Annotated in this window: 26 protein-coding genes and 1 pseudogene; 11 read left to right on the top strand and 16 right to left on the bottom strand. The window is 40.2% G+C overall.

All coding sequences use genetic code 11. The features are described 5' to 3' along the window. The first annotated feature begins 153 nt into the window (after positions 1–153). Positions 154–939 (top strand): hypothetical protein, encoded by a 786-nt coding sequence (locus AC5WOE_RS03185; RefSeq protein ID WP_496048537.1) that lies wholly within the window; start codon positions 154–156, stop codon positions 937–939. Positions 940–963: 24 nt separating this feature from the next. Here the strand turns inward: AC5WOE_RS03185 and AC5WOE_RS03190 are convergent, their stop codons facing one another. The 5 genes from AC5WOE_RS03190 to AC5WOE_RS03210 all read right to left on the bottom strand — a co-directional run bounded on the left by AC5WOE_RS03190 (position 964) and on the right by AC5WOE_RS03210 (position 3915). Beyond that, on the bottom strand, positions 964–1395 hold the full coding sequence (locus AC5WOE_RS03190; RefSeq protein WP_496048538.1) for a hypothetical protein: 432 nt from the start codon (positions 1393–1395) through the stop codon (positions 964–966). A 19-nt stretch (positions 1396–1414) separates the two neighbouring features. After that, positions 1415–2155 (bottom strand): IclR family transcriptional regulator, encoded by a 741-nt coding sequence (locus tag AC5WOE_RS03195; protein WP_496048539.1) that lies wholly within the window; start codon positions 2153–2155, stop codon positions 1415–1417. 234 nt (positions 2156–2389) lie between these two features. Further along, positions 2390–2542, bottom strand: a complete 153-nt coding sequence (locus AC5WOE_RS03200; RefSeq protein ID WP_496048540.1) for a hypothetical protein — start codon at positions 2540–2542, stop codon at positions 2390–2392. A gap of 205 nt (positions 2543–2747) precedes the next feature. Next, complete coding sequence (locus AC5WOE_RS03205) at positions 2748–3359, bottom strand: DedA family protein (protein ID WP_496051891.1); 612 nt, start codon at positions 3357–3359, stop codon at positions 2748–2750. Next, a complete protein-coding gene (locus AC5WOE_RS03210) occupies positions 3325–3915 on the bottom strand; it encodes a class I SAM-dependent methyltransferase (protein ID WP_496048541.1) in 591 nt (196 codons plus the stop codon). Before AC5WOE_RS03210 ends, AC5WOE_RS03205 begins: the two co-directional genes overlap by 35 nt. A 192-nt stretch (positions 3916–4107) precedes the next feature. Between AC5WOE_RS03210 and acnA the strand changes: the two genes are divergently transcribed. Further along, positions 4108–6819 (top strand): aconitate hydratase AcnA, encoded by a 2712-nt coding sequence (gene acnA / locus AC5WOE_RS03215; RefSeq protein ID WP_496048542.1) that lies wholly within the window; start codon positions 4108–4110, stop codon positions 6817–6819. Positions 6820–7003: 184 nt separating this feature from the next. Then, positions 7004–8911 (top strand): FUSC family protein, encoded by a 1908-nt coding sequence (locus tag AC5WOE_RS03220; RefSeq protein WP_496051892.1) that lies wholly within the window; start codon positions 7004–7006, stop codon positions 8909–8911. Between the two features lie 33 nt (positions 8912–8944). Here the strand turns inward: AC5WOE_RS03220 and AC5WOE_RS03225 are convergent, their stop codons facing one another. Further along, positions 8945–9205 (bottom strand): hypothetical protein, encoded by a 261-nt coding sequence (locus AC5WOE_RS03225; protein ID WP_496048544.1) that lies wholly within the window; start codon positions 9203–9205, stop codon positions 8945–8947. A 214-nt stretch (positions 9206–9419) separates the two neighbouring features. On the opposite strand from AC5WOE_RS03225, the gene AC5WOE_RS03230 reads away from it, so the two are divergent. The 4 genes from AC5WOE_RS03230 (at position 9420) to AC5WOE_RS03245 (ending at position 13660) form a co-directional block, all read left to right on the top strand. Beyond that, positions 9420–10982 carry a hypothetical protein gene (locus tag AC5WOE_RS03230; RefSeq protein ID WP_496051893.1) on the top strand — a complete coding sequence of 521 codons (1563 nt, stop codon included), beginning with the start codon at positions 9420–9422 and terminating at the stop codon, positions 10980–10982. Positions 10983–11146: 164 nt separating this feature from the next. Further along, complete coding sequence (locus tag AC5WOE_RS03235; RefSeq protein ID WP_496051894.1) at positions 11147–11686, top strand: hypothetical protein; 540 nt, start codon at positions 11147–11149, stop codon at positions 11684–11686. Between the two features lie 214 nt (positions 11687–11900). Next, the gene (locus tag AC5WOE_RS03240) at positions 11901–12479 is read left to right on the top strand and encodes a hypothetical protein (protein ID WP_496051895.1); all 579 of its coding nucleotides are present in this window, start codon (positions 11901–11903) and stop codon (positions 12477–12479) included. A 650-nt stretch (positions 12480–13129) separates the two neighbouring features. Then, a complete protein-coding gene (locus AC5WOE_RS03245) occupies positions 13130–13660 on the top strand; it encodes a hypothetical protein (RefSeq protein ID WP_496051896.1) in 531 nt (176 codons plus the stop codon). 120 nt (positions 13661–13780) lie between these two features. Here AC5WOE_RS03245 and AC5WOE_RS03250 read toward each other — a convergent pair whose 3' ends face one another. After that, entirely contained in the window at positions 13781–14587 is an 807-nt protein-coding gene (locus AC5WOE_RS03250; RefSeq protein ID WP_496048566.1) for an ATP-binding cassette domain-containing protein, read from the bottom strand. Positions 14588–14913: 326 nt separating this feature from the next. After that, a complete protein-coding gene (tpx, locus tag AC5WOE_RS03255) occupies positions 14914–15435 on the bottom strand; it encodes a thiol peroxidase (protein ID WP_496048567.1) in 522 nt (173 codons plus the stop codon). A 128-nt stretch (positions 15436–15563) separates the two neighbouring features. On the opposite strand from tpx, the gene AC5WOE_RS03260 reads away from it, so the two are divergent. Both AC5WOE_RS03260 and AC5WOE_RS03265 read left to right on the top strand, forming a co-directional pair. Further along, a complete protein-coding gene (locus AC5WOE_RS03260; RefSeq protein WP_496048568.1) occupies positions 15564–15905 on the top strand; it encodes an iron-sulfur cluster biosynthesis family protein in 342 nt (113 codons plus the stop codon). After that, positions 15898–16470: a YdcF family protein gene (locus tag AC5WOE_RS03265; protein WP_496051897.1), complete on the top strand. Its 573-nt coding sequence runs from the start codon at positions 15898–15900 to the stop codon at positions 16468–16470. The genes AC5WOE_RS03260 and AC5WOE_RS03265 overlap by 8 nt, the downstream gene beginning before the upstream one ends. Here the strand turns inward: AC5WOE_RS03265 and AC5WOE_RS03270 are convergent. After that, a complete protein-coding gene (locus AC5WOE_RS03270; RefSeq protein WP_496048570.1) occupies positions 16444–16827 on the bottom strand; it encodes a DUF309 domain-containing protein in 384 nt (127 codons plus the stop codon). The genes AC5WOE_RS03265 and AC5WOE_RS03270 overlap by 27 nt on opposite strands. Before the next feature lie 35 nt (positions 16828–16862). On the opposite strand from AC5WOE_RS03270, the gene AC5WOE_RS03275 reads away from it, so the two are divergent. Beyond that, positions 16863–17081, top strand: coding sequence for a DUF1128 family protein (locus AC5WOE_RS03275; protein ID WP_496048571.1), 219 nt, complete (start codon positions 16863–16865; stop codon positions 17079–17081). Here the strand turns inward: AC5WOE_RS03275 and AC5WOE_RS03280 are convergent. Then, positions 17069–17461 carry an acyl-CoA thioesterase gene (locus tag AC5WOE_RS03280; protein WP_496048572.1) on the bottom strand — a complete coding sequence of 131 codons (393 nt, stop codon included), beginning with the start codon at positions 17459–17461 and terminating at the stop codon, positions 17069–17071. The genes AC5WOE_RS03275 and AC5WOE_RS03280 overlap by 13 nt on opposite strands. 202 nt (positions 17462–17663) lie before the next feature. Here AC5WOE_RS03280 and AC5WOE_RS03285 point away from each other — a divergent pair, with 202 nt between their 5' ends. Further along, entirely contained in the window at positions 17664–17936 is a 273-nt protein-coding gene (locus AC5WOE_RS03285; RefSeq protein ID WP_496048573.1) for a hypothetical protein, read from the top strand. A 2-nt stretch (positions 17937–17938) separates the two neighbouring features. On the opposite strand, the gene AC5WOE_RS03290 is transcribed toward AC5WOE_RS03285, so the two are convergent. The 6 genes and pseudogenes from AC5WOE_RS03290 to AC5WOE_RS03315 all read right to left on the bottom strand — a co-directional run bounded on the left by AC5WOE_RS03290 (position 17939) and on the right by AC5WOE_RS03315 (position 25464). Further along, positions 17939–18517, bottom strand: a complete 579-nt coding sequence (locus AC5WOE_RS03290) for a carbohydrate-binding protein (protein ID WP_496051898.1) — start codon at positions 18515–18517, stop codon at positions 17939–17941. 417 nt (positions 18518–18934) lie between these two features. Next, a complete protein-coding gene (locus AC5WOE_RS03295; protein ID WP_496048575.1) occupies positions 18935–19429 on the bottom strand; it encodes a DinB family protein in 495 nt (164 codons plus the stop codon). A gap of 261 nt (positions 19430–19690) precedes the next feature. Then, a pseudogene (locus AC5WOE_RS03300) lies at positions 19691–19819 on the bottom strand (hypothetical protein); the annotation flags it as partial. A 190-nt stretch (positions 19820–20009) separates the two neighbouring features. Continuing rightward, on the bottom strand, positions 20010–20252 hold the full coding sequence (locus tag AC5WOE_RS03305; protein ID WP_496048576.1) for a hypothetical protein: 243 nt from the start codon (positions 20250–20252) through the stop codon (positions 20010–20012). A gap of 333 nt (positions 20253–20585) precedes the next feature. Then, positions 20586–23366: a type 2 lanthipeptide synthetase LanM family protein gene (locus AC5WOE_RS03310; RefSeq protein WP_496048577.1), complete on the bottom strand. Its 2781-nt coding sequence runs from the start codon at positions 23364–23366 to the stop codon at positions 20586–20588. Positions 23367–23967: 601 nt separating this feature from the next. Then, positions 23968–25464: a malate:quinone oxidoreductase gene (locus AC5WOE_RS03315; protein ID WP_496051899.1), complete on the bottom strand. Its 1497-nt coding sequence runs from the start codon at positions 25462–25464 to the stop codon at positions 23968–23970. Between the last annotated feature and the right edge of the window lie 27 nt (positions 25465–25491).

Raw genomic sequence — 25491 nt, forward strand, 5'->3', positions numbered from 1 at the left:
CCTGAAAACTCCGCTAAAAAAGTGGAGTTTTCTTTATTTGCATTTAATTACAATTTAGTGATTTATATTAAAATAATAAAAAATTATTTTATTTTCGATTCATTTTATAATAAAATAATGTTATTGGATATTTATTACTAAGGACATGGTGATATGATGAAAAAACTTGGATTTATCGCTTCTTTTTTAGCACTAATATTTTTACTTGCTACTGGTTGTACCTCCAACAAGAAAACAAACGATGACACAAAAAAGACTGATAAACCTGTAGTTGTCGAGGAAAAGAAAACTCCACTTCAAGTGTTGAAAGAAACCCAAAAAGTTTTACCAACTATCAAAGCTTATAAGTTTACTCGTACTACTTTAGAAAAAGGAACGAGTGGATCGAATTACAACAATACAGAAACAGGAGTAGAACAACTCAATCCTGAAGTTGCTCATTTCACCAACTCTCGAAATGTAGAATACTATTATGATAAACAGAATGTTTACATGAAAAAAGATGGACAATGGCTCAAACAGGCTAATTCAGATGGAAAAGTTCTAGTTAGTGTTTTATTTACCAATAACATAGACTTTCTTATCGAAAATCTCGCAACAAAAGATGCACTCCCTGGAATCACCGTAACAAAAAATGGAGATGAATATGTAGTTTCTATCGATTATTTAATTTTTAAAGATCCACAAATGACCGATGCTGAGTATGCACAATCCAAGGCTGAAACCATCAAACGTAAAACAGAACTTACCATAGACGCCAACACATTCGAACCCAAAAAATACACCTTTAACTATGAATCAAAAGCTGGTAGTTTGCGCTCAGTTGAATTGGACTTAAGTACGTATACTTCTCCGATTGTTATACCTAGCGAAGTCGTGCAGGGTGCTACACAGGCTCCTGCTCAAAACCAAACACAATCTACTACTCCTACAACCTAAAAACTAGGGCATTTGCCCTAGTTTTTATCCTTTTAACCAGAAGTAAATCGATGCGATCGTTGCTAGAAACCACACTGGCCACAAGTTGGGTATCCATCGACCGAACAAAACCTCAAAAAAACCCTCCTCTGTACCAACCATTGAAGCACTTTGCTCGCTCCAAATCAGTAGATAGCCGGTCTTTACATCCAATATTCGATCTAAATAGTTACCCTCTAATTTCTGTGTCATTTTCTCCTCTTGTCCAACAGGTATATAGGTGACCTGCTGTTCCACACCCGCTATCCAATTTTCATCAAGATGAAACAACCACCCACTAGAACGATGAACTCCAACTTCCATAAAGTCAACCACTTGAAGTCCTGTGCCTAGCTGTTGCTGTAACCAGCGAACCATTTTTTCTGGCTCTGTATGGGCAGGGAAAAATTGATATAACGGGACTTTTCGTTCTCCCATTTCCCATTTCCTCCCGAAATTATTTGGCGATCTGCCTGCAATGTTCTGCTGCACGTTTCAAACTACTAGCAAAGGCAGACATCTGATCGATACTCATTCTCGATACTGGACCAGAAACTGCAAGCGCAGCTAGCAAATGTCCGTCTCGATGGAAAACAGGTACCGATATTGCTGCTGTACCTGTTTCTCGCTCCTCTACACTCAATGCATAGCCATGTTGTCTTATTTCTTGCAACTGTTTTTCATATTCTCGTTTTTCTTCCTCAGACATGCCGGATTCTGTTAATAACTGATTTCGATCATGCTGCTGTAAAAAAGCCATAAACACTTTACCAGAGGCACCGACAAGAATCGGCATACGTACACCGATTGGGGCTACTCGTCTTATCGCTTGATTGGACTCAACAGCTTGAACACGAATACGCTCTGCCTCATCTCTTATGTAAAGACTTACTGTTTCATCTAAGGTATCTCGTAATTGTTCCATTTCAGGTAAAAATAACACCGCAGGGTCACTAGATTGATAAATTTGCCCTGCTAATTCCCATATTCTTATCCCAAGTTGATACTTATCCGAACGCAAATCTCGTTTGATAAACCCTTTCCCCTCAAGAGTCGCAAGGAGTCGGAAAACAGTACTCTTATTTAAACCCGTCTTTTTTGCTATATCGGTTAATCCTAGTTCTGCTTGGTTGGTAAAACATAATAATATATCCAAAGCACGTTCTGCTGCCCGTACTGTATTTTTCTTTTCATCCATAATATGTCTTAAGACCTCCCTCGCAAAGTCTTTTGTCTATTATATAACAAAACACATTTATGGAGGTGCTTGTCTTTATAGATTAATAGATGATACTCCTCTGATCCTACTATTTCTCACTCTTACAGCCTTTCATAAAACAATTCTTTACATGAATCTTGTGCTCGCATTTTATCTACTATAAAATTTATATAATCCACAGAAGTTCTGTGGTCATGTGATCTTAAGAGGAAATCATGAGCCAGTCTGAGAACCGTCCGTCCGCTGTGGACCCAACCAACGACCTTCCCACTGTCGCGGACATGTGGGCAGAAGTAAATCAGGAGTACCACGATGGTGAGCGCCGGGAGATGCAAGACCTCCGGGAACAGCGGTAACTCGACCCAAGAACTCCTCAAATGATCCAAGGTGGTGCATCTGTCAATAGTAGTTGCACCGCCAGCGAAAATAAGCACATTCATATAGAAAGGCTAACGTTTTGATAACGTTAGCCTTTGTTATTTCTGATCTCTCACAAGGAAAACATGAATTCAAATGTTATTTTTCCTTTGCCACCGTTTGTTTCATGCACTACAAGAATGATTATCGGTATTTAACTGCTCAACTTCGTAACTTTTTTTTGTCGATAAACACGGATTACTTGAAAAATAACGATACTAACAAAAATCACTCCTAAGGCTACAAATCCCCAGTTACGGCTTGCTGAAGCTATCGCTGGAATCGCTTCTCCAAATTGATATCCAACTAAAAAGAATGCTGCTGTCCAAATCAGTCCAATGGAATAGGAGTATAAAGCATAATGTCTAAATTTCATTTTGTGGCTGCCTACTACATATGGGATTACATGGCGCACAACTGGCAAGAAATAACTCAAAATAAGGGCAAACTTGCCGTACTTGTCCACCAATTTCTCCGATTTTAATAGATAAGGACGCCACTTTTCTTTCTCTTGAAATTTCTTCGTTAAACCTACTCCATATTGCCTTCCTAATGTGTAACCGATCGATAGACCTGATACTACTCCTAGATAAGTTACAATAAATGAAGGAACTAACTGCAACACTCCAAGAGACGAAACAAAACCGCCTGTCATTACAATTACTTCATCTGGTATTGGCATCCCTACAATCCCTAGCCAGAGACAGAAAAATAAGGCAAAGTAACCATATTCACTGATCCATTGCATCAACTGTTCCATTCCCATCGGATCTACCTCCATTCGGCTTACAAATATAAACAAAACTCGGTGGTATATTTATAGGTACAAAGCGAACACTTACTTGAGAAAAATGTGCCAAGAGGTGTTTGCGCATTTGTAAGGAATATTGAAATTGAACAAAAACTCCATCGTCATGCAGAGCACGACTTGATTCCTGTAAGATTCTCGTTGTTAAGTAGCTGGGAAAGTTGGCAAATGGCAAGCACGATATAATTGCATCCACTTTTTGAACTCCATTTTTCTGAAACACATATCGCATTTGCTCCGCATCTTCTGCATGCTGAAAATGTGGAAACCGCTCTCTGAGTTGTCTGCTAAAAATAGGATCGTTTTCAAATATGATGGCTTTTGCATCTGGTGCAATCCGCTTTTGAATTTCCTTGGTGACTACACCTGTGCCACCCCCAAGCTCTACTACTGTTTTTATCTTGTCCCAAGGAATTGGATTAACCAAAGCATGTACCAAAAACTTGGAACTGGGTACAATACTACCTATACTCCTTGGTGAAGTTAGAAAACGTTCCAGCAGCTGAAAATGCATACCGCCACTTCCTTTCTTTTCGATTACAGCTCAACAAGGAAAAATGAAATGAAAAGTAAGGTATTTTTAAGATTCCCTGAAGAAAAATAGTTATAAGTTGATTTACAGAATTACGAAATCACGTTATAATGAGTACGAAAAAAGAAACCGAGTTCCGCCTGATGAAACAACCAATAAAGGAGGTCCTTTTCTATGGATTTATCCAAAGTAAAAGTTCCCTTGAAAATCAAAGATCGTTCTTATGTGATGTATGATATCAACCAATTAGAAAAACAAGGATTAGGTGATGTTTCTAAACTTCCCTTTTCCATCAAAGTAATTCTAGAGGCGGCTGTCCGCGGATTTGATGGAAAATCGGTAACAACTGAGCACATTGATCAACTCTTGAAATGGACAAAAAACAAAAGCGATAAAGAAATCGCATTCAAACCTGCACGTATTGTACTTCAAGACTTTACAGGAGTTCCTGCTGTTGTAGATCTTGCAGCTCTTCGCTCTGCTATGGCACGTGTTGGTGGCGATCCAAAACGAATCAATCCCCTCATTCCAGTCGATCTAGTCATTGACCACTCTGTCATGGTAGACGAAGCAGGAACAGCAACTGCGCTCACTACTAACATGAAATTGGAATTCGAGCGCAATGCAGAACGTTATCGTTTGCTCCGTTGGGCAAAAGAAGCATTCTCCAACTTCCGTGCAGTTCCACCAGCTACTGGGATCGTGCACCAAGTTAACTTGGAATTTCTCGCAAGCGTCGTTACATCAAAAGAAGAAGCTGGAGAAACCATTCTCTATCCTGACTCCCTTGTCGGAACGGATTCCCATACTACCATGGTAAATGGTCTTGGGGTTGTCGGATGGGGTGTCGGTGGTATCGAAGCAGAAGCAGGAATGCTCGGTCAACCATTATATTTTGTAACTCCAGAAGTAGTTGGATTTAAACTTACCGGAAAATTACCAGAAGGTGCGACAGCTACTGACCTTGCACTAACTGTCACCGAACTTCTCCGTAAAAAAGGAGTAGTTGGGAAATTTGTTGAGTTTTATGGAGCTGGACTTAGCAATCTCAGCCTAGCTGACCGTGCTACTGTTGCGAATATGGCCCCTGAGTATGGAGCGACTGTTGGATTTTTCCCAGTTGATGAAGAAGCGCTTCACTACCTAGCTCAAACAGGTCGAGATCAAAATCATATTGATTTGATCCGTGAATACTGCATCAAACAAGGATTATTCCGTACCGATAACACACCAGATCCATTCTTCCGTGATACGGTAGAATTGGATTTAAATGATGTAAAACCAAGTTTAGCAGGTCCTAAGCGTCCACAGGACCGTGTAAACCTCAGCGATATGAAAAAAGTGTGGCAAAATACACTTGAAAAACCAATCGATGAACGTGGTTTTGGTCTTACAAAAGACCAATTAGACGCAGCTGGAAGTATAACAAGAGATGGAAAAACCTATGAGCTGCCTCACGGAGCTGTTGCTATTGCTGCAATTACTAGCTGCACCAATACTTCCAACCCTTCTGTCATGATTGGTGCCGGGCTTATCGCCAAGAAAGCAGTAGAAAAAGGGTTAGAGGTTCCAGCTTATGTGAAAAGCAGTCTCACCCCAGGTTCGCAAGTCGTAACCAGATACTTAGAAAAAGCAAACTTGCTTCCTTCGTTAGAAAAGTTAGGCTTTAATGTCGCAGGCTATGGCTGTGCAACTTGTATTGGAAACAGTGGACCACTTGCTGATGATGTGAACAAAGCAATCACCGATAATGACCTGACCGTTGCTTCTGTACTCAGTGGGAACCGCAACTTTGAAGGTCGGATTCACCCATTGGTAAAAGCAAACTACTTGGCTTCTCCTCCACTTGTTGTCGCCTATGCCCTTGCTGGAACAGTCAATTTTGATTTTGAAACAGACCCAATTGGTAAGGACCAAAACGGACAACCAGTTTATCTTCGTGATATCTGGCCAAGTTCATTTGAAATCAGCCAAGTAATGGAGAAAGCGATCGACAGCGAACAATTCCGTACACAATACAGCAAAGTATTTGATGCAAATGAAGAATGGAATGCGCTGCCAACACCAAAAGGTATGTTATATGAGTGGGATGAAAAATCTACCTATATTCAAGAGCCACCTTTCTTTGTCAATCTGGATTCCAATTTGGAAAATATCGAAGCAATCCGCGGTGCACGAGCACTTGCCGTCTTAGGTGATTCAGTAACTACGGACCATATTTCACCGGCAGGCAGTATTGCGCCATCCAGTCCAGCAGGACGACACTTGCAAGATAACCATGTTGCTATAAAAGACTTTAATTCTTATGGTTCCCGTCGTGGTAATGACCGTATCATGACAAGAGGTACCTTTGCTAATATCCGTATCCGCAACAAAATGGTTCCTGGTTCAGAGGGTGGTGTGACCAAACACCTTCCAACAGGTGAAGTGCTCTCTATCTACGATGCTGCTATGCGCTATCAAAAAGAAGACACTCCACTTGTTGTGCTGGCTGGAAAAGAATATGGTACTGGCAGCTCCCGTGACTGGGCAGCAAAAGGTACCAATTTGCTCGGTGTCAAAGCGGTTATCGCAGAAAGCTTTGAACGGATTCACCGCAGTAACTTAGTCGGAATGGGCGTCTTGCCTCTTCAATTTAAAGAAGGTGAATCTGCAAGCTCGCTTGGTTTAACTGGTGAAGAAGTGTTCCATATCGCTGGTTTAAATGACCAAGTAAAACCAGGAGATATCCTGACAGTAAAAGCGGTAAAAGAAGATGGCACCACTACTTCCTTCCAAGCAATCGTGCGTCTGGATAGTGTGGTAGATGTAGAATACTACCGCAATGGTGGTATCCTTCAAACCGTTCTTCGTCAAATTTTAGATGATCAAGGTGTTACGGTTTAATCTTGATCTTAGCTTATCGAAATGGAAAGATAGACGATACCATCCACAGTTTTATCTTTTACTACGACTCAAGTCTTAAAAAAAAGCGGCCAAATTTGGCCGCTTTTTTTGATTGTACATGGTACAGAGCAAATTATCGAATAATAGAACCAATACTTCCCACCATTCCTAGAAAGGAATAGATATGAAAAAGACATTCCGATCGAATTCATTAATGAAACAATCTTTGTCGCTTAACAAGCAATCTTTTCCGTGGGGAAAAGCATGTGGTGCAGGTTTTGCTGCCTCTCTTCCCGTATTTATCGGATTGTTGTTTGGAAATCTCACATATGGGCTTATTGCTGGAATGGGCAGATTCACCTATTTGTATGTATTTCATATCCCATATGCACAAAGAGCAAAAAAAATATTTTATGTCTTACTCGGAATGACCTTCGTTTCAATACTAGGGTCTCTTGCTGCCCCTTATCCACTTGTAATTGCATTACTTATAGGAGTAATAAGTAGTTGTACGATATTCGTTTTTGGAGCATTAAAAATAAAAGGTCCGTCTGCATTATTTTTTGTTTTGGTTTTTTCCATGACAGCAGCCATGCCGATTCATCTCGAACTAACTCTGCTTCGAGCTGGCCTCATATTTTCAGGCGGAGTCTTGTCTTGGTTAATTGCTATGATTGGATGGTTTTTTGATCCTCATGGTCCTGAAACAGGAGTGATAAAAAGAGTTTATCTGCAATTAGCTAATCTACTTCATACTGTGGGAACAAAAGAATTTGATGAAACAAGACGCAAAGTTATGTCAAACTTAAAAGAAGCTGAAGAAACACTAATAGCAGGATATATACCATGGAAACAGACGGACCATTTTAACAGGTTGATGGTGTTAAATCAGCATGCAAAGGCTATATTTTTGTATGTGCTTGAAAATTTTTCAACAACCAAACAAAAATTGCCTATAGAGTTCAGCGTTTTTTTAAAGGAAATTGCTAAGTCGCTCGATCAAAAAAACCAGCATTCCATTCCTAAAAACATAAAACTGCCAAAAGAAATGAATGATTCTATGAAAGAACTTTTCACCCAAATTACCGATGCAGACGCTATCATGAACGAAACTATTTCTAAAATTAATGAAGATATTCAAATTCATAAAACACCACTAAAAACCATCTTCTCGGAAGCTTTTGATAAAAACTCAATTGTTTTTACCACTGCTAGTAAGTTCTGTATTATCACTACTATTGCTGCGATGATCGCATACTTATCTGGCTTCTCTCGTCCATTTTGGATTCCTATTTCTTGTGTTGCTGTTATGTCAGGATTCACCATTATTGCAACTTATCATCGTGCAGTCCAAAGAGCCTTAGGTACGGTTCTTGGAATTTTGATTGCAGGACTCCTTTTTGCCATTCATCCCAACGGTGTTTTCATTGGTTTATTCATTTTCTTCCTAACCATGGCGACTGAGTTATTGATTGTAAAAAATTATGGTCTTGCTGTAGTCTTTTTTACACCTAATGCACTGCTTATAGCAGAAAGTATGAGTCAAGGAAACTTCCGTTATTTTGCATCAACGCGATTAGTTGATATTCTTATTGGGATTCTATTTGGCTTGATCGGAGTATTTTTTATAGGGAGACGTTCTGCCTCTAACAAACTTCCGTATTTCTTATCTAATACGCTTCGCAGCCAAGCCCAAGTTTTATATGCTCTCTTCTCTGATAAAAATATAGATTCACTTGCTGGCAGCAGGGAAATCAAGGAACTGCAAACAAGTATTCATAATCTAAAAACCGTATACGATACAGCTGTTGGGGAGATCCCTGTTAATCATAAAACGTTAGCGTATTATTGGCCTATCGTGATCTTTGTGGAACAAATCGAATACTTATTGGAGAACTACACAAAAAAAGAGAGTACTCTTACTCTACCAGAATCTGCACTTGCTCCAATATTGATTTTTTATGAAGAAATGGCTCACTCTGTTTCCCGAGGAAAGTCTCCTGCCACGAAACAGATTCCACGACTAAAAGAATTTCCCAGCCTGGAAACAGAATTAAAAGCTTTACAAAAATCCTTGCAAGCTCCCATCTAAATCAAGGGACTGATCGTACAGTCCCATTACTACTCAAGATTTATTTAACCACCAATAAGATTTTACTTGTAATTCTGCTTCTAATCGATGGGTCTCTTCTTGTATTTCTTGCAATTTTGGCTCGGCAAATTCTCTGGCCAAATCTCCACGAAGATGTTTTCGTATAAGGTCAATCTGATATTGTCTCGCATCAAGTAACTCCATTGCAGTCTGATCTATGTTTAGATTGGTTTTATTTGACTGAAACCCCATTACCTCTTGGATCAATTTCTCCATATCCAATTGTTTTTTCATGATGTTATAAACCCCTTTTTCAAGACATTAAATATTATTATAAACGAAATTGTTTCTATATTCCTTTCCCGTATAAAACTGTTGTTTAAAAAATATAAACGCTGTCAGTAATCATAATTATGAATATTGCGAACATTGATTAGCCATACCATTTATTCTATAAGCTACGATTGATATAATGATGTTGTAGGTTTCCTCATCCAAGGAGAACAAAATGCTTCGACTCCCTCCCGTTCACATCGATCTGGCCATCATGTCATTGGCTGCCACAGAAAAGAAAACACGGAGCCAAGCATGGAGGACAATGATCGGTACTTGGGTACTTCTTGCAGGCTACGGATGGGCAACAGATGGATTTGTGCCATTCCTGCATATCGCGACTCACTTCCTGACAGGAGATCTGGCAACCGTTCGATCCTATCGTATGGCCGCTGAAGCAACGATTATCGCTACAACAGTTGTCATGATGGTTCTTACTGTGATCGCTGTTGTTCTTGCAATTTCTAAATTGCATCCCTCCAATGCAGATGAGGACCCAAACAATACCCGTATTAGAAAACGACAATTGGGTGAAAATTTGGGTTACTTGTTTGGAGAGGAACTCATTTTCCGGCTTTTCTTCTTGGGTATCCTAACAAAAATTCCAGGACTAGATGGATATCTCGCTTTCTATCTACTCGTTCTAGTAGGAAACGGCATATTTGCTGTCATCCACTGGAAGACTTTTGATGAAAAAAGTCTCCAGCTGCCTCTGATCACCAAGTTGCTGCTAGTTCTCCCTCAGTTCGTAGGCGGTCTTTTCCAGACCATGATCTATGTGTCCCACGGGTTCTTCGCAACCCTCCTAACACATTTCATCTACGATACAGTGATGTTCTCTGCCTATCGTGCTAATACATCACTTACGTTGTGGGGATTTAGAGTACTTTACTGGTACCACTTGATGTGGCTGAGCGGGGGATTGTTTTGTTTCTTGGTGTGGAGTGATCACTCCATTTGGGAAACATGGCAACTACTCACGTTCCAGTCGGATATAGTGGAAAGGGAAGATTGGAGCGACAATTTCATTGCAGCTGTCCTTCTTCTCTCTTTCTACTCCCTGTTGCTGGATGTACTTCAGTATGACCACGAAAAAGAAAGAACACGAAAGCTGGAGAAGCGCTCCTTGCTCCTTTATGGCGCTTTTCTATTTCTTTCTTATCCAGTATTGATTGGGATGGAAATATTCCTTCCAGGCAACTTTGAAATCAAGGCAATGGGAGTTGCCATCTTGCTGGTTTCACAAGATCAGACAAAAAGCTCGTGCGGTGTGGCTCGTCTGATCTGGAAGAGCTTGCTGATCGCCCAGCTAATGACTCTCATGCATGCTCTGAATATTGTAGCGATGTTTAGTCTCATCGCTCTCTTTCTGATTTACCAAGCGGGAACGCGGTTTATCATGTACTGCATGTACTACTTCCCCGTTCGCTATGTGATATATCTCCACAAGATCAAGTATTGGCTCTTTTTGAGGGGAAGAAAAGATGTTGCGCTTGAGGACCTAAATTCTCATATGGTTCATATCCAATCAAGGTTAAGAGTGCTTCATCAACGATTCTCCTCTGATCCTTCATCCGTAATCCCAGAATTTCAAGAACTGCAAACCCTTTTGCTTTCTTGTATAGAGAGAATCTTGGAAGAGAAGGATCTCTCACCTGAGGAACGAGACTTGTATGGAAGTCTCATCTATTTTAGTACGACAATTGCACAGAGAAACATAGACAAAAAACAAAAGTAAAAATTGGCGACCATATCCAAATATGGTCGCCACGAATTTCTAGGTGGTTTGGGACAAAAAAATTAACAGAATAATCAAACTGTGATAAAATGACAAAGAACCTGCTTAGTCTACTTCCTACATAGGGTAGGGAGGATTGTACTAAGTGGTGGAAGGGTCATTAGTTGAAACTTCAACTCAATCTCGGATGGGGTATCCTCTCCCTCAGGTGGAAGAACGGCAGCATGGACGGAAGCACCTGCGTCGACGTCGCCAAGATCGGACCCGACCTGGTCATCATCCGCGACTCCAAGGACGAGGACAGCAACCAGCTTCCCATCCTCGTGTCCGAACTGTCCTACATCTGTGGGCAGGTTCTGGACGGGGAGCTGACCGAAACCGCCAAGGTGTTCCGGTCTCACACGCTCGTACTGGTGAAGATCCAGTCCGGGAAGGGCAAGCCGGAATACAAGATGTACCTCGAAGGTGATGAGGACTACTTCCTCCTCTTCACTCAAGAGGAGATCGCCGCTTTCTGCGACGGCGTACGCAAGGCCAAGTTCTACGAACACACGGCCGGCGCCACCTACACCGCCACTGTCGATGAGGCAATCGCCCGGCTCTACGCCAACATCGACAGCGGAACGTTCACGGATGTTGAGGAGATCACTCCTCTCCTCAACTGGCTTCAGAAGAACCAGAAGCATCTCCTCGCTGTTTCGTAGCCAAAGACAAAAAGAAAAGGGCTGCTAGCAGCAACATAGTCCCCCTCGGATGAATGAGACTCATCCGAGGGGGACGCTGCTTTTATATAGCTATGAAGTAAACAACCCACCTTCGATCAAATACATTTACAACCTTTTGTATTTTGCACAACTATTATGTCTTTTATAAATAATGATATAATAAGGGAAAATAGATCTACCCTAAAGGAGTGCCATGCTTCGACTACCTCCCATTCCCATTCACCATGCCATCATGTCCCTGGCTACGACAAAAAAGAAAAAACAAAAGCCAGCATGGAGCACGTTGATTGGGACATGGGGACTAATCGCGATTTTCGCTTGGACAACGAATGGATTCGGCCTTCTTTTCCCTATCATGACCCATTTCCTAACAGGCGAACTAGCTGAGGTGCGGTCTTATGATACAACATCAACAGCTCCAATCATTGCTGCTTCGGTAGTAGTCTTGGTGCTTACGATTATCATTATTGTTGCGTTTTTGTCTAAGTTGGTTCCGTCGGATTCTGACGAAGATTTGAACGCAACTGATCAACCTACACGGCGTTTTGCAGTATGTGTGAGTTATATGTTTGGAGAAGAACTCGTTTTTCGGCTGCCTTTGTGGCACAAACATCGTTGGCATGTTCACTCTTATCACACTCTTTCTGCTCTACCAGGCTGGAGTGCGGTTTATGATGTACGGCATGCATTTCTTCCCCATTCGCTATATGGTGTTTGGAGCGAAAATAAGCTACTGGCTCCGATTGAAGGGAAAAGAGGATGTTGCCATTGAGGATGTAGACTTCCACATGGTGAATACCCTTGTCAAGTTGGATTCTCTGAAACGACGGTTTCCCTCAGACCCTTCATCCGTAATTCAAGAATATGGAGAAATGCAAACACTTTTGCTATCCTGTATAGAAAAAGTGTTGAGAGAAGAGGAACTTACGGATGAAGAACGAGATCTGTATACAAGTCTCAGCTTCATGAGTACAACCTACCTGCTGAGAAACCTAGACAAAATAACAAAAAAACAGAAGTAATAATCGGCGGCCATATGGGAACATGGCCGCCGCGAATTTTTGGGGAAATTTGATGCAAGAACAATAAAACCAATTACCTAGGAACAAATCTGCTTAGATAACTTCGGCGCTCTCCTCTACAAAGTTTATCCCCCAAGATTGGACAGCTCTCATCCACATTCCAAAATTTCACACTATTAATTTTCTAATCACTATTGTCATCATCTATATATTTATAAGTATATGCATTGTATTTTAAATAATTTATCAATTATTCAGAATATGATATAATGATTCCAAATCCACTTAACCAACACCTTACACAAGGTAGGATGATAGTGTTAGGTGGTAGAAGGGTAATTCGTGAGGAGTTTGAGGCTCAACCTCTCCCTCAACATCTTGGTGGGAGGTCACTCGCAGTTTGAATGGCCAAACGTGCTACACAGGCGCCCAGCTCTCCGACCACGGCAACATGGTCGCAGTGGAAGACAGCAAGACCGAGGGACGTGGAACCGCGCTGCTCTTCTTGAAGTGGGACCTCTTCCACTTCAAGAAGAAGGTCCGTGAACTCCTGAAGGGAAAGAACCCGAAGAAGCTCACACCGGATACGCTGTCCGATCTGATCGCCGACCTGAAGGACACCTCCGGCAACCACGTGTTGGAGCAAGTACTGCACGGGTCTCTCTATCAGGTGCACCACCGCCTGGACTCCCGGCGTCGCCTTCAGTTCACCTTCGAAGAGGTGCTTGTCCTCCTCGAAGGGTTCGTCAAGGACACCTACGACGAACACACCAAGTACGACGGTGTGGTCACCGACTACGCCGCCACCTTCGAGCAGGAGCTCGACTACCTCCTCAAGAACTGGAGGGAGATCGAGAACCCCGAGGAGGTCGAGAACATCCTCGCTCAGATCAACGAGGGAGAGTTCAAACGTCTGACTCTCGCCGCCTGAGCGAAATGCTGCCGGACAAAAAGAAAACATAGATTGAAGGCAGCATGAAATGCCCCCTCGGATAATGTAATATCTTTCCGAGGGGGGCGCTGCATTTTTATTTCTCATCAAGGATTACTTTCACTGTTCTTGTATTTTCAAGTCAGAAAACGTTTGCATGGCTCTGTACCAATCTTCGACTGTTCCCTTTTTAACACTTGCAGTGAGATATTTCTTTCTCCCCAATCTCCGACATGAACCCTTTTCCAATAAAATCAAATCATCTGCACACTCGGCGAATGCTAAATTGCTCGTGCTGATCAAAATGATCCGATCTTTTGGTTGATTGGTGATTTCTTGCCATAAGATATGTTTACCTATTGGGTCCAAGCCTTTTGTCGGTTCATCTAACAATAAGATCGTAGGGGATTTAACGAAGCATTCAGCCAAGTAATAACGCTTAAGAACAGGCCCAATTAATTTGGTAACACTTGTTTTTCTCCAGCCTGCTAAGCCCCACTTGGCAATGCACTCTGCTGTATACTTTTTCGGAGAGGCCACCCGACGAACCTGTGCAAAATAGAGCAAGGTTTCTTCTACTGTTTCGTCATAACGAAGTGCTGGTACGGATGGCAGATAGGCTATCTTATCCCGCCAATCACTTAAACTAGTAGAATCACTGGCTACGACACTACCTCGTGACCAAATAAAACGATCTCCTTCTTTTGAACCATAAGTGATTCTCCCATCATCTGGTAAAACCGTAGCTGCTGTAAGTCTTAGTAGAGTTGACTTTCCCGCGCCTTCTGGTCCTAATATCACTGTAACACCTGCGCGTACTGTCGCAGAAAAATCTAATAAACCGATCGTACTTTTTTGTTCTCCTGCTTTGTTTCTATTGTTATTTGTATTATACTTTTTTGTAATATGAGACCATTCAATCCACAAAGAAAACTCCCATCCTTTCTATTAGAAGTCTTGTTAGTTTAATTGTTGAGCCGATTAAAAAACAACTTTTTTACTCTTTTAAAAATTATATCTAGATGGTAAATAATTCTATCTGGAAATATCTTATCATATAGAATGGAAAATAAAAGGTGAAATTACTAAAAAACACATATTTGTAAATTTTGTATATTTGCCCTTCATTTACCAATCAATAATTTTATTATGTTTATTCTGATAATTTTATGGAAAATAATTTCAACTAACTAAAAATTGATAAAAAAAACGACCCCATACAATATCATTGAAGTCGTTTTTTATTACCATTATTAAGCTTGATTTGCTTTTTTTGCAGCTTCCACTGGTGCTTCATAGTTTGGATGATTGGTAGCTTCTGAGCAATATTCCACATACACTACTTTATCATTTTTATCGATTACAAATACAGCACGAGTGAGAAGACGAAGGTCTTTAATCACAACACCAAAAGCTGTCCCAAAAGAAAGATCACGATGGTCAGATACGGTTTGCACTTGATCGATCCCAGCTGCTCCGCACCAACGTTTTTGAGCAAATGGAAGATCCACGCTGACTGTCAATACTTTTACATTGTCTAATTTGCTAGCTTCTTCGTTGAAACGACGAGTTTGGGCATCACATACACCTGTGTCCAATGAAGGAACAACACTAATAATACGTACTTGCCCTTTGCTATCCTCTAATGTTACAGGAGATAGATCATTTGCAAGCACAGTAAAGGAAGGAGCTTGATCTCCTACTTTGATTTCTGGTCCTACTAAAGTTTTCGCAGCGCCTTTAAAGGTAATAGCTGCTTCGCGTTCGATTGCCATTGGTTTGCCCTCCTACATATGTATCTAAGTTCAATGAACTTAAGTTTATAGCTATGATTACAATTTTTAGTTTACCATATCCTATGCAATAGTGATATTAAGGTTTAAAATAAACAGTGGTGATAATGATGGAAATTAAATTAACAGAATTAGCTGCGACAAAACTACGACTATTATTATTTCAAGAAACGATTGATATACCCCTTGCCATCCGCATTGTGCTGCTCACTTCCGGATGCAATACACCATCGTTTGGTTTAGAAGTGATCGAACAAAAACCTGAATACCAAAAAACCAAAGTTCGAAATATCCCTTTTGTCTGGTATCCTGATGATGAACAATGGTTACACGGCATATCGATTGATATGAACCGAGAAAACGGAAAGTTTATTATCGATCATCCTGATCCTTCTCAGCTAACCAATTGCCCAATGGTACCTCAAGGGGTGGATGAACATCAAAATGAATAAAAGCTTATGGTTTATATTGGGCTGTCTCCTGTTTTTGTGTCTCTCGATCATATACCAATATATAAAAGTATCCTTTTATGACAACCAATACCCTGATAACAAGAAACGCGATGCTGCGATTGTACTGGGAGCCTCTCTTTGGCATAATAAACCTTCTCCTGCACTAAGAGAAAGATTAAATGCTGCTCTTAAACTATATCGAATGGGGAAAATAGATTATTTTATCTTATCTGGTGGATTAGGTGATGATGAACAGCAATCAGAGGCAAATGCGATGAGAACCTATTTACTCGAGCATCGTGTACCTGTTGATAAGATGATTTTAGAAGATAAATCCCGTAACACAAAAGAAAACTTACAAAATACAAAGGCTTTATTGAACGGTATTCCTATTCATTCGCTTTACCTCGTCACACATGACTACCATATGTATCGAGCATTAATCTATGCGAAGCAAGCTAATCTTGAGGTTTCCCCTGCACCAGTACACTCCACTGTATTATTTGGCCCGTATCATAAACTACGGGAATGCCTAGCACTATGGAAACTTTACTTGTTCAACTAACTCAATCAATTTTGGGTCCCAAATTTCAATCCATATCTCTTCGGGTATCTTTTTGCGATCTGCTGTCAACTCATTTAAGTAAACAGTTGCATCCGTGATCACTTTATCTACTTTTATCCCAAGCCAGCTAGCTGGATATAAGGATAACTTGGGAATAGCAGACTGCATCAGTTTGATCGCTCCTGCACGATTCCCATTTTTCATGTGGTAACAGGAAACTGCTACTTGAAGCAATCCTTGGTAGAAAGGCTCTCGTCCTTCTTCTAACCACAAATCTTCAAGTAAATCGTGACACTCATAATAGTCTCTCAAGACGTTAAAGGTGTACAAAAATATGATATACTGACGGTCATACATAGCAATAATTCCCCAAACAAAAAGGATGAGAACTTTTGAATACCAATAAGAACTTAGAAACACTGATCCTAGAGATCAAAAGTCAATTAAATGTGGTAAATGCTGCCTTGATCCAGCCGGAAGATTATTCGGAAGCTAATTATGATGATATCTTTGAGTTATATGAGTATGTAAGCAAGAAACAAGGGAAACTGACCTTGATGGAAATCGAAGGCGTTTTGGAAGAACTTCGCTCCCTTCGTCAATCAAAATAACGCCTGAGCAATTCTGGAAGTGGTTTGCTCTTTCGATTTTTCAAATCGATCGTTACACTGATGACTTCTGCATCAGCGACCACTTCTCCTTTTTCATTATGAATCTCTTGGAAAAAGACAAAACTACTATTTCCACAGCGCAACGGCCTTGTTTTAATCATCAGTTTTTCACCAAGGGTGGCTTCTTTCCGATATTGGATATGAATACTAACCGTCACCGTGCCTATTCCCATCTGAGTAAATTCATCAAAAGGCAGTTTTGCTTGGTTATACCACTCTTCTCTGCCCCACTCCATATACTCCAAATACTTGGCATTATTCACGTGCCCCATCACATCGATCTCTGTGGATCGCACCTCAATCGGTAAACATACTTGCATCCTATAACCCCCCTCTATTTTTAAGTTTATAAACAATTTGTGCTGCTTTGCAAGCGTTTTCCCGAAAAAATTACCAGAAGGAATGCGAAAGAATAATGGTTATCCATTATTCTAGAAAAGAAAATATGATTTGTTCCTCTTGACCCGAACAAATATTTGGTTATAATAAGAGTAACAGAACTTTTGTTCGGGAGGTTTTGCCATGAATCGTCTTTTATTAGAATCCAATCAAACTACTTCATTACCAGCTGTTCCTTATATCACGATGGAAAACGACCTTATGTACAAATTAGAAACTGCGTTTACAAAAGAAAAACCACTCCTCATTTTGTTTCAAACCCCTTTTGGTGATCATCAATTCAGTGGATATATTACAGAAATTTCCTTCCATGATAAATGGATTGGAATCGAAAATGGAGTGTTGGCGAAGCGAATTTTTATGGATCAAATTTTATTAGTGGTAGAATGGAGTTAATCTCATTCTCCCACTTCATCCCATGAACCCCCAAGCAAAACATTATTTTCATCAGGCGGAGAGTTCTTGTTTGTCTCATTGGCTTGATATTCTTTATCCTTATACATCACCCGCTCCCCTGCTTGATATGTTTTATTTTCATGCCACTCGGGATAGATTTGAGACGGAATGTTTTTTGCTCGATTTTCTTTCGGTTTTACTGGGAATACAGTTATTTTTTCTGTTACAACTTGGCTAGATGCTGGTGCAACTTCTTCTTGTTTGTCCATGCTTTGATGCGCTGTAGGGGGCATTGTTTTTTTATCTCTTGTTTGTATTGGCTTATTTGTTTTTTCTTTTATGATCGTAAAATCTGCATTTTCAGATTGAAGAGGAAGGGCTTGATGGTCATTTATCACATGCATAGTACCTTCTTTGACTGGGACTGGAAAAATAACTGAGTAAGCTACAAATACGATCATACTCAATCCCACTGAAAATAGCATCATTCGATATCTCCTGATTTTGGCAAGCTTTTCTACTGCTGCTTTTCTGGCGAATTTCTCCAAACGACTTTCTAGCATTCGCTTCTCTCTAACCACAAATTTTCCTTCTTTCCAATTACTTTCCAATTTTCATTATACCGAATATTTCGGATAAAGAAAGGAGGAAAATGGAAGCAAATTTCTAAGTTTTTCTTTCCTGGTTCTATATTCGTCTATTGAACTGGACAATATACTATATATCAGCAAATCCTTTGACTTGAAGGGATTGTTATCATTCTTTATTTGAGTCCACATCACAATTGAAAAATTGGGAGATTCATTGCAAAACGCTATTCTTCCTATATCCCTATAGAAAAAATAGCGTTTTTCTAATACTATTCTATTTTTTAGCTTGATTGGGGTATGGCAACCAAAAGCGAAATATGGAGCCAGATACAAGACATCCCCTCAGGTCTTCACTTTTCCTCTATTGGGTTTATTGCCTCAGAATCTGTTTATCGCCATGAATTTATTTCAGGATTCTCCGAATGACCGCTTAGCCGGCCAAGAACCTTGAAGTTTGCAGATTTGTATAATTTGCCCGGTGTGATACGCATCGTGAAGAATGAGGCTGTATAACCACATGCCAACAGGGTCCGGAATCTCGCGCTCCAAATCGTAATCGCTGTACCCAGCAATGATGTTGCGAATCGATTGATGTACGTCGTCCAGTTTCTTAACAGATTCTTCCCAAGCGGACGGTTCTACAGAAGTGACGGCAAATGTGTCGTTGTTTGTCAAACCTGAAGGATTCTCGGTTTCTTCACCCGTTAGACGCTTCAGGAACCGTTCCTTGTAAAACGTCAAATGGTGAACGTTCTCCCAGATCGTATTGATCGGAGCGCCTTCAGGCTTCCAATTCGCTTGCTCCGCCGTAATGTCTTTGAGCGCATCCGCCAACGGAGGATACCAGTCTTGTTTGTCGTAACCAATTTCCCATCCGTGCAATAACAATGCTTTCATGTCCATACGATTCCTCCTGAAATAAAAATATGTAACGACTAATAAATGAACCTTCGCTCAAACTTAGAGGCGGGGATTTCTTACCATAAAAAGCAAAGAAGTTCCTGCATCCACCAAGGTTACACTTGGGAAATTCAGGTCTGAGAACCGGGAATCCTCTCGGGTTCCTAAGTAAGCAACATACATCAGAAGGTGCAAGGGGCGGAACAACCCACCTACTACTTCTTACTTTAGCAATTTGTAAATATTTTCAATTGGTAATTGTGACTATATGTAGTATCTTACCATATAGAGCTTTGGAAAAGATATTTCTTGCTCCATGGATATCTCAGTGTTCGTTATACTCCACCTGCATCGATAGTTTTGAGAAGAGATTTTCTTCTTGCAGACCGGACATGTCTGACTCGTATAGGATTCGTCTACTTCGTGAAGTCAGGGCTAGAAGCCGGGGACTTCTTGTGCCTATTAATAAAAAAACCGATTCTAATTGGAGAATCGGTGATTATCATTATTTGATTAAAATGCACTTCGTGTGACGTTACTGGTTTTAAGCCTTCTAAATTACTTTATCGGCTCCTCACATGAATTATTTCACATACCAGCATGGACCACATCCACATCCCTGAGCATCACAGCAACCACCGTCATCATCCCAACTGCCGTCACTACCATAACTATTTAAACTTGGGCCACTGAAAAACGAAGATAGAACTGGAACCACTCCAGAAACTACCAGCGCTGGAATACCAACTAACAAATAGCCTCCTGAAATCAATTGAACTCCACTGATAGCAAAGATAAAAAAGCTCATGATGGATAAAAGAAACAAATTACCCCTCCTTTTCTTTGCAATACATGAATTTTGATTTTTCTATAAAATCATTATACTATAATTTAGATTTATTGACAGGTTTTCTATTTGCTTTTGATTCACTTCTCTACTTCTAAATTACTTTTTCAAATATCATGCAATCCATGTTTTGTATATTATTCATCTATGGACAGAACTCTTACAAATTTTAAATATTAATCCTTCATGAATACCGCCTCTTCTAGTTTTGAACGTAAAAATACCACTCGGTGCGTGAGTGGTTTAGCATATTTCTTCATCACTATCTACTTTATTATCCAATCGACTAGACAGCAATTCTTCAATGAGGTCTTATTCTAATACCAAAACACAGGGAACAACCTCAGGAGCAACCATACGAAGGGCACCATAACCAATACCAGCAAGTCCAGTCATAAACCCTGGTGTTCTCACTTGCTGAGGAGTTCCACAGCACCAATCATTTCTCACCAAACTGTCTCCTACATATGATTTAATATTTTCTATTTGTTTCCTCCATCGGCTATCTTCGAGAAACCTATTGGCTAAAACCAAGAAATCGAGATTTCCGAGATCACCGTGACATAAAGAGTGGTTGTTTCCAAATCCCCTTGCAAGGGTAGTATCTGCTGAGATGTGTAATTCCTCTTGTAGTACAGGATCATCCATGATCGGAATCAGCCTCAAACGAGAAAAACCAACGCCGACTGCTCCTGCACACCATTTCACAACATAACTGGAACTACGTAAATCTATCCAGTTTCTCTCGTTTGGGTTATACTGACTTCGCTCATATGCCAGCGATTTTCGCACTGCCTCTTTATATCGTTTATCACCTGTATTGGTATAAAGTTCAGACAAGGATAACGAAAAACCAGAAGCTCCATGAGCCATGCCAGTTAAAGGTTGACGATCCTTTACTGATGACCAACCAATACCAGTGTCCATCGGAGACGCTATATCAAGTAAGCGATCTCCATATCGAATCGCAATTTGTTTCAGTTGGGAGTCCCCAGTAGCTTCATACAAACGAAGCAAGATCAGCAAAGTCCCCGCAGATCCACCTATCCAATCCAGTTCTTGATCTTTCTCAGGAATGTCTAGATGCTGAACGATAGATATCGCCTGCTTAAGTAATGATTGATCTCCCCATAGCTTGGAGAGATGCAAAAAGACATAAGCGACCCCACTCCAGCCTGAAAAAACACCGATAGGTAAATCGTTTGTATCTGTATTCTGAAACATTTCCCATATTTTCTCGCAGATATCCTTTGCTATCGTTGTAAAACGATTCTTTCTTGATAGTTCTCCTAGATAACCCATAAATAAAGCAATACCAGACAGCCCATTATAAAAATCATGATCCAGTCCTGTTAACTTCCAACCATTGTTCGTTTGATGAAGACCAATCCAATCATCTTGAATTTTATAGGTTTGTATCAGATGATCACCAATAGCTAATGCTGGTTGCAGCCAATCTGTCACAAGACCAATACCTACATCCCTTTTTCTCATGACTGATAGTTTCTCTTCGTGCTTCTTTGGATCTAAAATAGACAAAGCAGCACGAATCACCCAAGATTGTCGTTCCATATTTTCCTTGGAAAGCGACAAAATTCTTTCATTCACCAACGCCTGAGAGGAAGAAGAGAAAAAATTTTTTATCTCTCCTCCTTTATCGTTCCAAAGACTACAAGAGTCAGGTGATGATTTAAAATAAGGAATATCCATTATTTTTAAACTATTTATCTCCCACTCCAGTACGTCACCTAGATAACCTTGATCTTTGAGTGCGAGTTTCAAATAATTAGCAAAAAAAGACTTTTGAACATCATTCGATTGTACCAGCTTTGGATGATTCGCATCTCTAAGCAGTAGCCCGTAAGTCCTAGTATCGCGGAGAATCACACGAATCGAATCAGATCGAAACAAATCAGTACGCCTGATAAGTTCATGTTTATATTCTGTTAAAAACAGGTACATCTTTTGAAATCCATAGATAAAGGAATCCGCATAATCATACGCAGATACAGATTTTCCATTTTGCGATGGTCTATTTTCAGAAGGTGACGACTTGACCTCCTTGTATACCAAATGCATGGTATCTGTTCCTTCCTCTTTCCAATAACCCCTCTTATTTGGGATAACCTGCCCTTCTTCTCCACCAAATCCGCTAATATCAATCCCATCCGTTTGATCTTTTCCTCGAATTCTAATCGGTACCAAACATGTTCGAATTACAGAATCACTTAATGGGTCCTTCTTCCCGATTCGCGGATGGAACAGAGACTCTGTATCGACAATCACGGGATATTTTCCTACTGCAATACAGTTTTCTTGATGTATATCTGTTGCATCAAACACATACAAAACAGCTAATAATCCCCCTAAATGCTCATAAAAAAAGACAAGTTCCTCTTCTTGTTTACAGGTTTCCTGTTTCACTACTTCTACCCAACCACTATGTTGGCTGCTAATCATCGTTAACAACTTAAACTGAAATCCACTACTTTCATTTAACCAGCACAGCAATTGCTGAAAGTGTTTTTCAACTGCAATGGATCGTGGCTTATAAATGAGTTCGATACCAGTATCAAACATTAATTTTGTCACCGTTTTACCAAAATTATGTTCATCTCCCAAGCCTAACTCCATGCCCTTTACCTTTCCAATAACACCGTTTTCTCCAAATGTATGATTGATCTGATCCCAATCCGATTGCAGAGCATCAATCAAAAAGGAGAGCGAAGAAACCCAATTAGAGAGTAAGATGTACAATTGGTCTTGGAGGACAGGATATTTCTCCCAAAAAGCTTTTTTATGTTCTTTCAAAGACAATTGATAACAAAAAAAAGCAAATCTCGTTCGCGGGGAATCTCCTTCTAATTTTCCGTCTACTCGTTGATAGTTGAGTTCCAGTACCAACGCTTTTCCCAATAGATGAAATGTCTTGAAATGAATGTATGGGATCAAATCATTCAATACTAAGTCAACATGTACAAGATCAGAGTCTTGCATCTTTGTCCTTACTTGAGCGATCGCTTCCTCTAATTCATGATCAATAAAATGCAACATAGCTACTTTTGATTCAGATAGTATATCTTTTATCTCCATTAACCCCCTATTTTTATGATGAATCAAAACCACCCGTTCACACACGAGTGGTTTGTTCAGCATCGAAAAGCTTTTTTACAGGGCTATATACGGTTTGCCAACTGTCTTTTTCTAGAAGACTAATGGACTAACCTACCAACATATGTCGGTTCGACCATAGCTATCGCTAAGTCCTAGAGAAGATTCGATATCGCTTTCTGATACTTGGATATCACCAATCACTGTTTCCATTAACAACTCTTTTTCCAATTAAACTGCACCCCTTCAATTCATAGTATCGTAATCATACATCATAGGAATATAGCTCTTCTTTTTAGAAGACTATTCTTATTATAATAGAAAACACAAAAATTAACAAGTTTTCCCTAATTTGCAAATAATGATCACTTTTACCGTTTAAGGTTGATTTGATTTCCATTACTTTGGGACATGACTAGAAGCTACTCCATGTTGATTTTCATTTCTTGGATTTAGCTATTTACAAAAAAACATATAGGCATGTTTGTAAAAGGAAAAAGCGCATGCAGACTTATGACATGCGCCAAAATAATAAAAAATCTTGTTTTTTCATTTATACCTTGGTTTTCACCTTCAAAAATAGCTAAAAACCAGCTGCTTTTTCGGTTAGACCTAGCGTCTGCACTGTTAAAGCATGAATTTCGTGCAGAAGCGATGGGTTTTCCCGTAGCGACACACCATAAGAGGGTATCATTTCTTTGATTTTTGCTTCCCACTCTTCTATCTGGTGCGGGAAACATCTTTTGACGACTTCAAGCATCACATGAACAGCTGTAGAAGCACCGGGAGAAGCGCCTAGCAATGCAGCAATCGAGCCATCAGCAGCCGTAATTACTTCCGTACCGAATTGAAGCGTCCCTTTTCCGTTATCCGTATCTTTGATAACTTGTACACGCTGGCCTGCCACTACTAAATCCCAATCTTCACTTTTAGCGTTTGGGATAAACTCACGTAACTCTTCCATGCGCTGTTCTTTCGACAGCATCACTTGCTGAATCAAGTATTTCGTCAGTGACATCTCTTTTGCACCTGCCGCCAACATTGTTAGGACATTATTTGGTTTTATGGAAGTTACTAAATCGAACATGGAACCAGTTTTTAAAAACTTTGGTGAGAAACCAGCAAATGGCCCAAATAATAACGATTTTTTATTTTCGATATATCTGGTGTCCAGATGCGGAACAGACATTGGCGGAGCACCAACCTTAGCTTTACCGTATACTTTTGCATGATGCTGTGTGATGACATCTGGATTATTGCAGACCATAAATATTCCGCTTACTGGAAATCCACCGATATGCTTTCCTTCTGGAATACCAGATTTTTGCAATAAATGCAGACTTCCTCCTCCTCCACCTATAAAGACAAATTTTGCAGTATGACGTTTCGTATCTCCACTATCGAGATCCCGTACTTTTAATTCCCACAACCCGTCGCTTGTACGTTTCATATTAGTCACACTATGTTTGTAGTGAATATCGACATTTTTACGCTCTAAGTGGTCAAATAACATGCGCGTCAAAGCACCGAAGTTGACATCTGTTCCAGAATCTATTTTTGTTGCTGCTATAGGTTCGTTCGATGCACGGCCCTGCATGATAAGCGGAATCCATTCCTTCAGTTTTTCCGGATCATCAGAAAACTCCATATCTTGGTATTGAGGATTGTCTGACAGCGCTTCAAAACGTTTCTTTAAAAACGCTACATCTTGTTCCCCCTGTACAAAACTCATATGAGGTAATGGCATGATAAAATCATGTGGATTATTTATCAGCTTTCTATTAACAAGATAAGACCAAAACTGCATGGACAGCTGAAACTGTTCATTTATTTTTACCGCTTTACTAATATCTACAGACCCATCCGATTTTTCGGTCGTGTAGTTAAGCTCACACAATGCAGCATGTCCTGTTCCCGCATTATTCCATTCATTCGAGCTTTCCTGTCCTGCGTTTGGGAGCTTCTCAAACACTGTAATTTCCCATTCTGGTACTAACTCTTTCAAAAGTGTCCCCAAAGTCGCACTCATGATTCCAGCACCAATTAAAATCACATCTGTTTTCGTTTCTCTGTTGCTCATTTTTACCAACCTTTTACCCTGAAATTT

This window comes from Shimazuella sp. NTD248, assembly GCF_059510395.1.

What these genes read in the sequence shown, in the direction of transcription:
- AC5WOE_RS03230 (WP_496051893.1), top strand. Translation starts at nt 9,420, where the DNA reads ATGCTTCGACTCCCTCCCGTTCACATCGATCTGGCCATCATGTCATTG.
- acnA (WP_496048542.1), top strand. Translation starts at nt 4,108, where the DNA reads ATGGATTTATCCAAAGTAAAAGTTCCCTTGAAAATCAAAGATCGTTCT.
- AC5WOE_RS03260 (WP_496048568.1), top strand. Translation starts at nt 15,564, where the DNA reads ATGGAAATTAAATTAACAGAATTAGCTGCGACAAAACTACGACTATTA.
- AC5WOE_RS03240 (WP_496051895.1), top strand. Translation starts at nt 11,901, where the DNA reads ATGCTTCGACTACCTCCCATTCCCATTCACCATGCCATCATGTCCCTG.
- AC5WOE_RS03295 (WP_496048575.1), bottom strand. Translation starts at nt 19,429, where the DNA reads ATGGACATGAAAGCATTGTTATTGCACGGATGGGAAATTGGTTACGAC.
- AC5WOE_RS03285 (WP_496048573.1), top strand. Translation starts at nt 17,664, where the DNA reads ATGAATCGTCTTTTATTAGAATCCAATCAAACTACTTCATTACCAGCT.
- AC5WOE_RS03310 (WP_496048577.1), bottom strand. Translation starts at nt 23,366, where the DNA reads ATGGAGATAAAAGATATACTATCTGAATCAAAAGTAGCTATGTTGCAT.
- AC5WOE_RS03225 (WP_496048544.1), bottom strand. Translation starts at nt 9,205, where the DNA reads ATGAAAAAACAATTGGATATGGAGAAATTGATCCAAGAGGTAATGGGG.
- AC5WOE_RS03315 (WP_496051899.1), bottom strand. Translation starts at nt 25,464, where the DNA reads ATGAGCAACAGAGAAACGAAAACAGATGTGATTTTAATTGGTGCTGGA.
- AC5WOE_RS03205 (WP_496051891.1), bottom strand. Translation starts at nt 3,359, where the DNA reads ATGGGAATGGAACAGTTGATGCAATGGATCAGTGAATATGGTTACTTT.
- AC5WOE_RS03185 (WP_496048537.1), top strand. Translation starts at nt 154, where the DNA reads ATGATGAAAAAACTTGGATTTATCGCTTCTTTTTTAGCACTAATATTT.
- AC5WOE_RS03220 (WP_496051892.1), top strand. Translation starts at nt 7,004, where the DNA reads ATGAAAAAGACATTCCGATCGAATTCATTAATGAAACAATCTTTGTCG.
- AC5WOE_RS03190 (WP_496048538.1), bottom strand. Translation starts at nt 1,395, where the DNA reads ATGGGAGAACGAAAAGTCCCGTTATATCAATTTTTCCCTGCCCATACA.
- AC5WOE_RS03280 (WP_496048572.1), bottom strand. Translation starts at nt 17,461, where the DNA reads ATGCAAGTATGTTTACCGATTGAGGTGCGATCCACAGAGATCGATGTG.
- AC5WOE_RS03195 (WP_496048539.1), bottom strand. Translation starts at nt 2,155, where the DNA reads ATGGATGAAAAGAAAAATACAGTACGGGCAGCAGAACGTGCTTTGGAT.
- AC5WOE_RS03210 (WP_496048541.1), bottom strand. Translation starts at nt 3,915, where the DNA reads ATGCATTTTCAGCTGCTGGAACGTTTTCTAACTTCACCAAGGAGTATA.
- tpx (WP_496048567.1), bottom strand. Translation starts at nt 15,435, where the DNA reads ATGGCAATCGAACGCGAAGCAGCTATTACCTTTAAAGGCGCTGCGAAA.
- AC5WOE_RS03270 (WP_496048570.1), bottom strand. Translation starts at nt 16,827, where the DNA reads ATGTATGACCGTCAGTATATCATATTTTTGTACACCTTTAACGTCTTG.
- AC5WOE_RS03265 (WP_496051897.1), top strand. Translation starts at nt 15,898, where the DNA reads ATGAATAAAAGCTTATGGTTTATATTGGGCTGTCTCCTGTTTTTGTGT.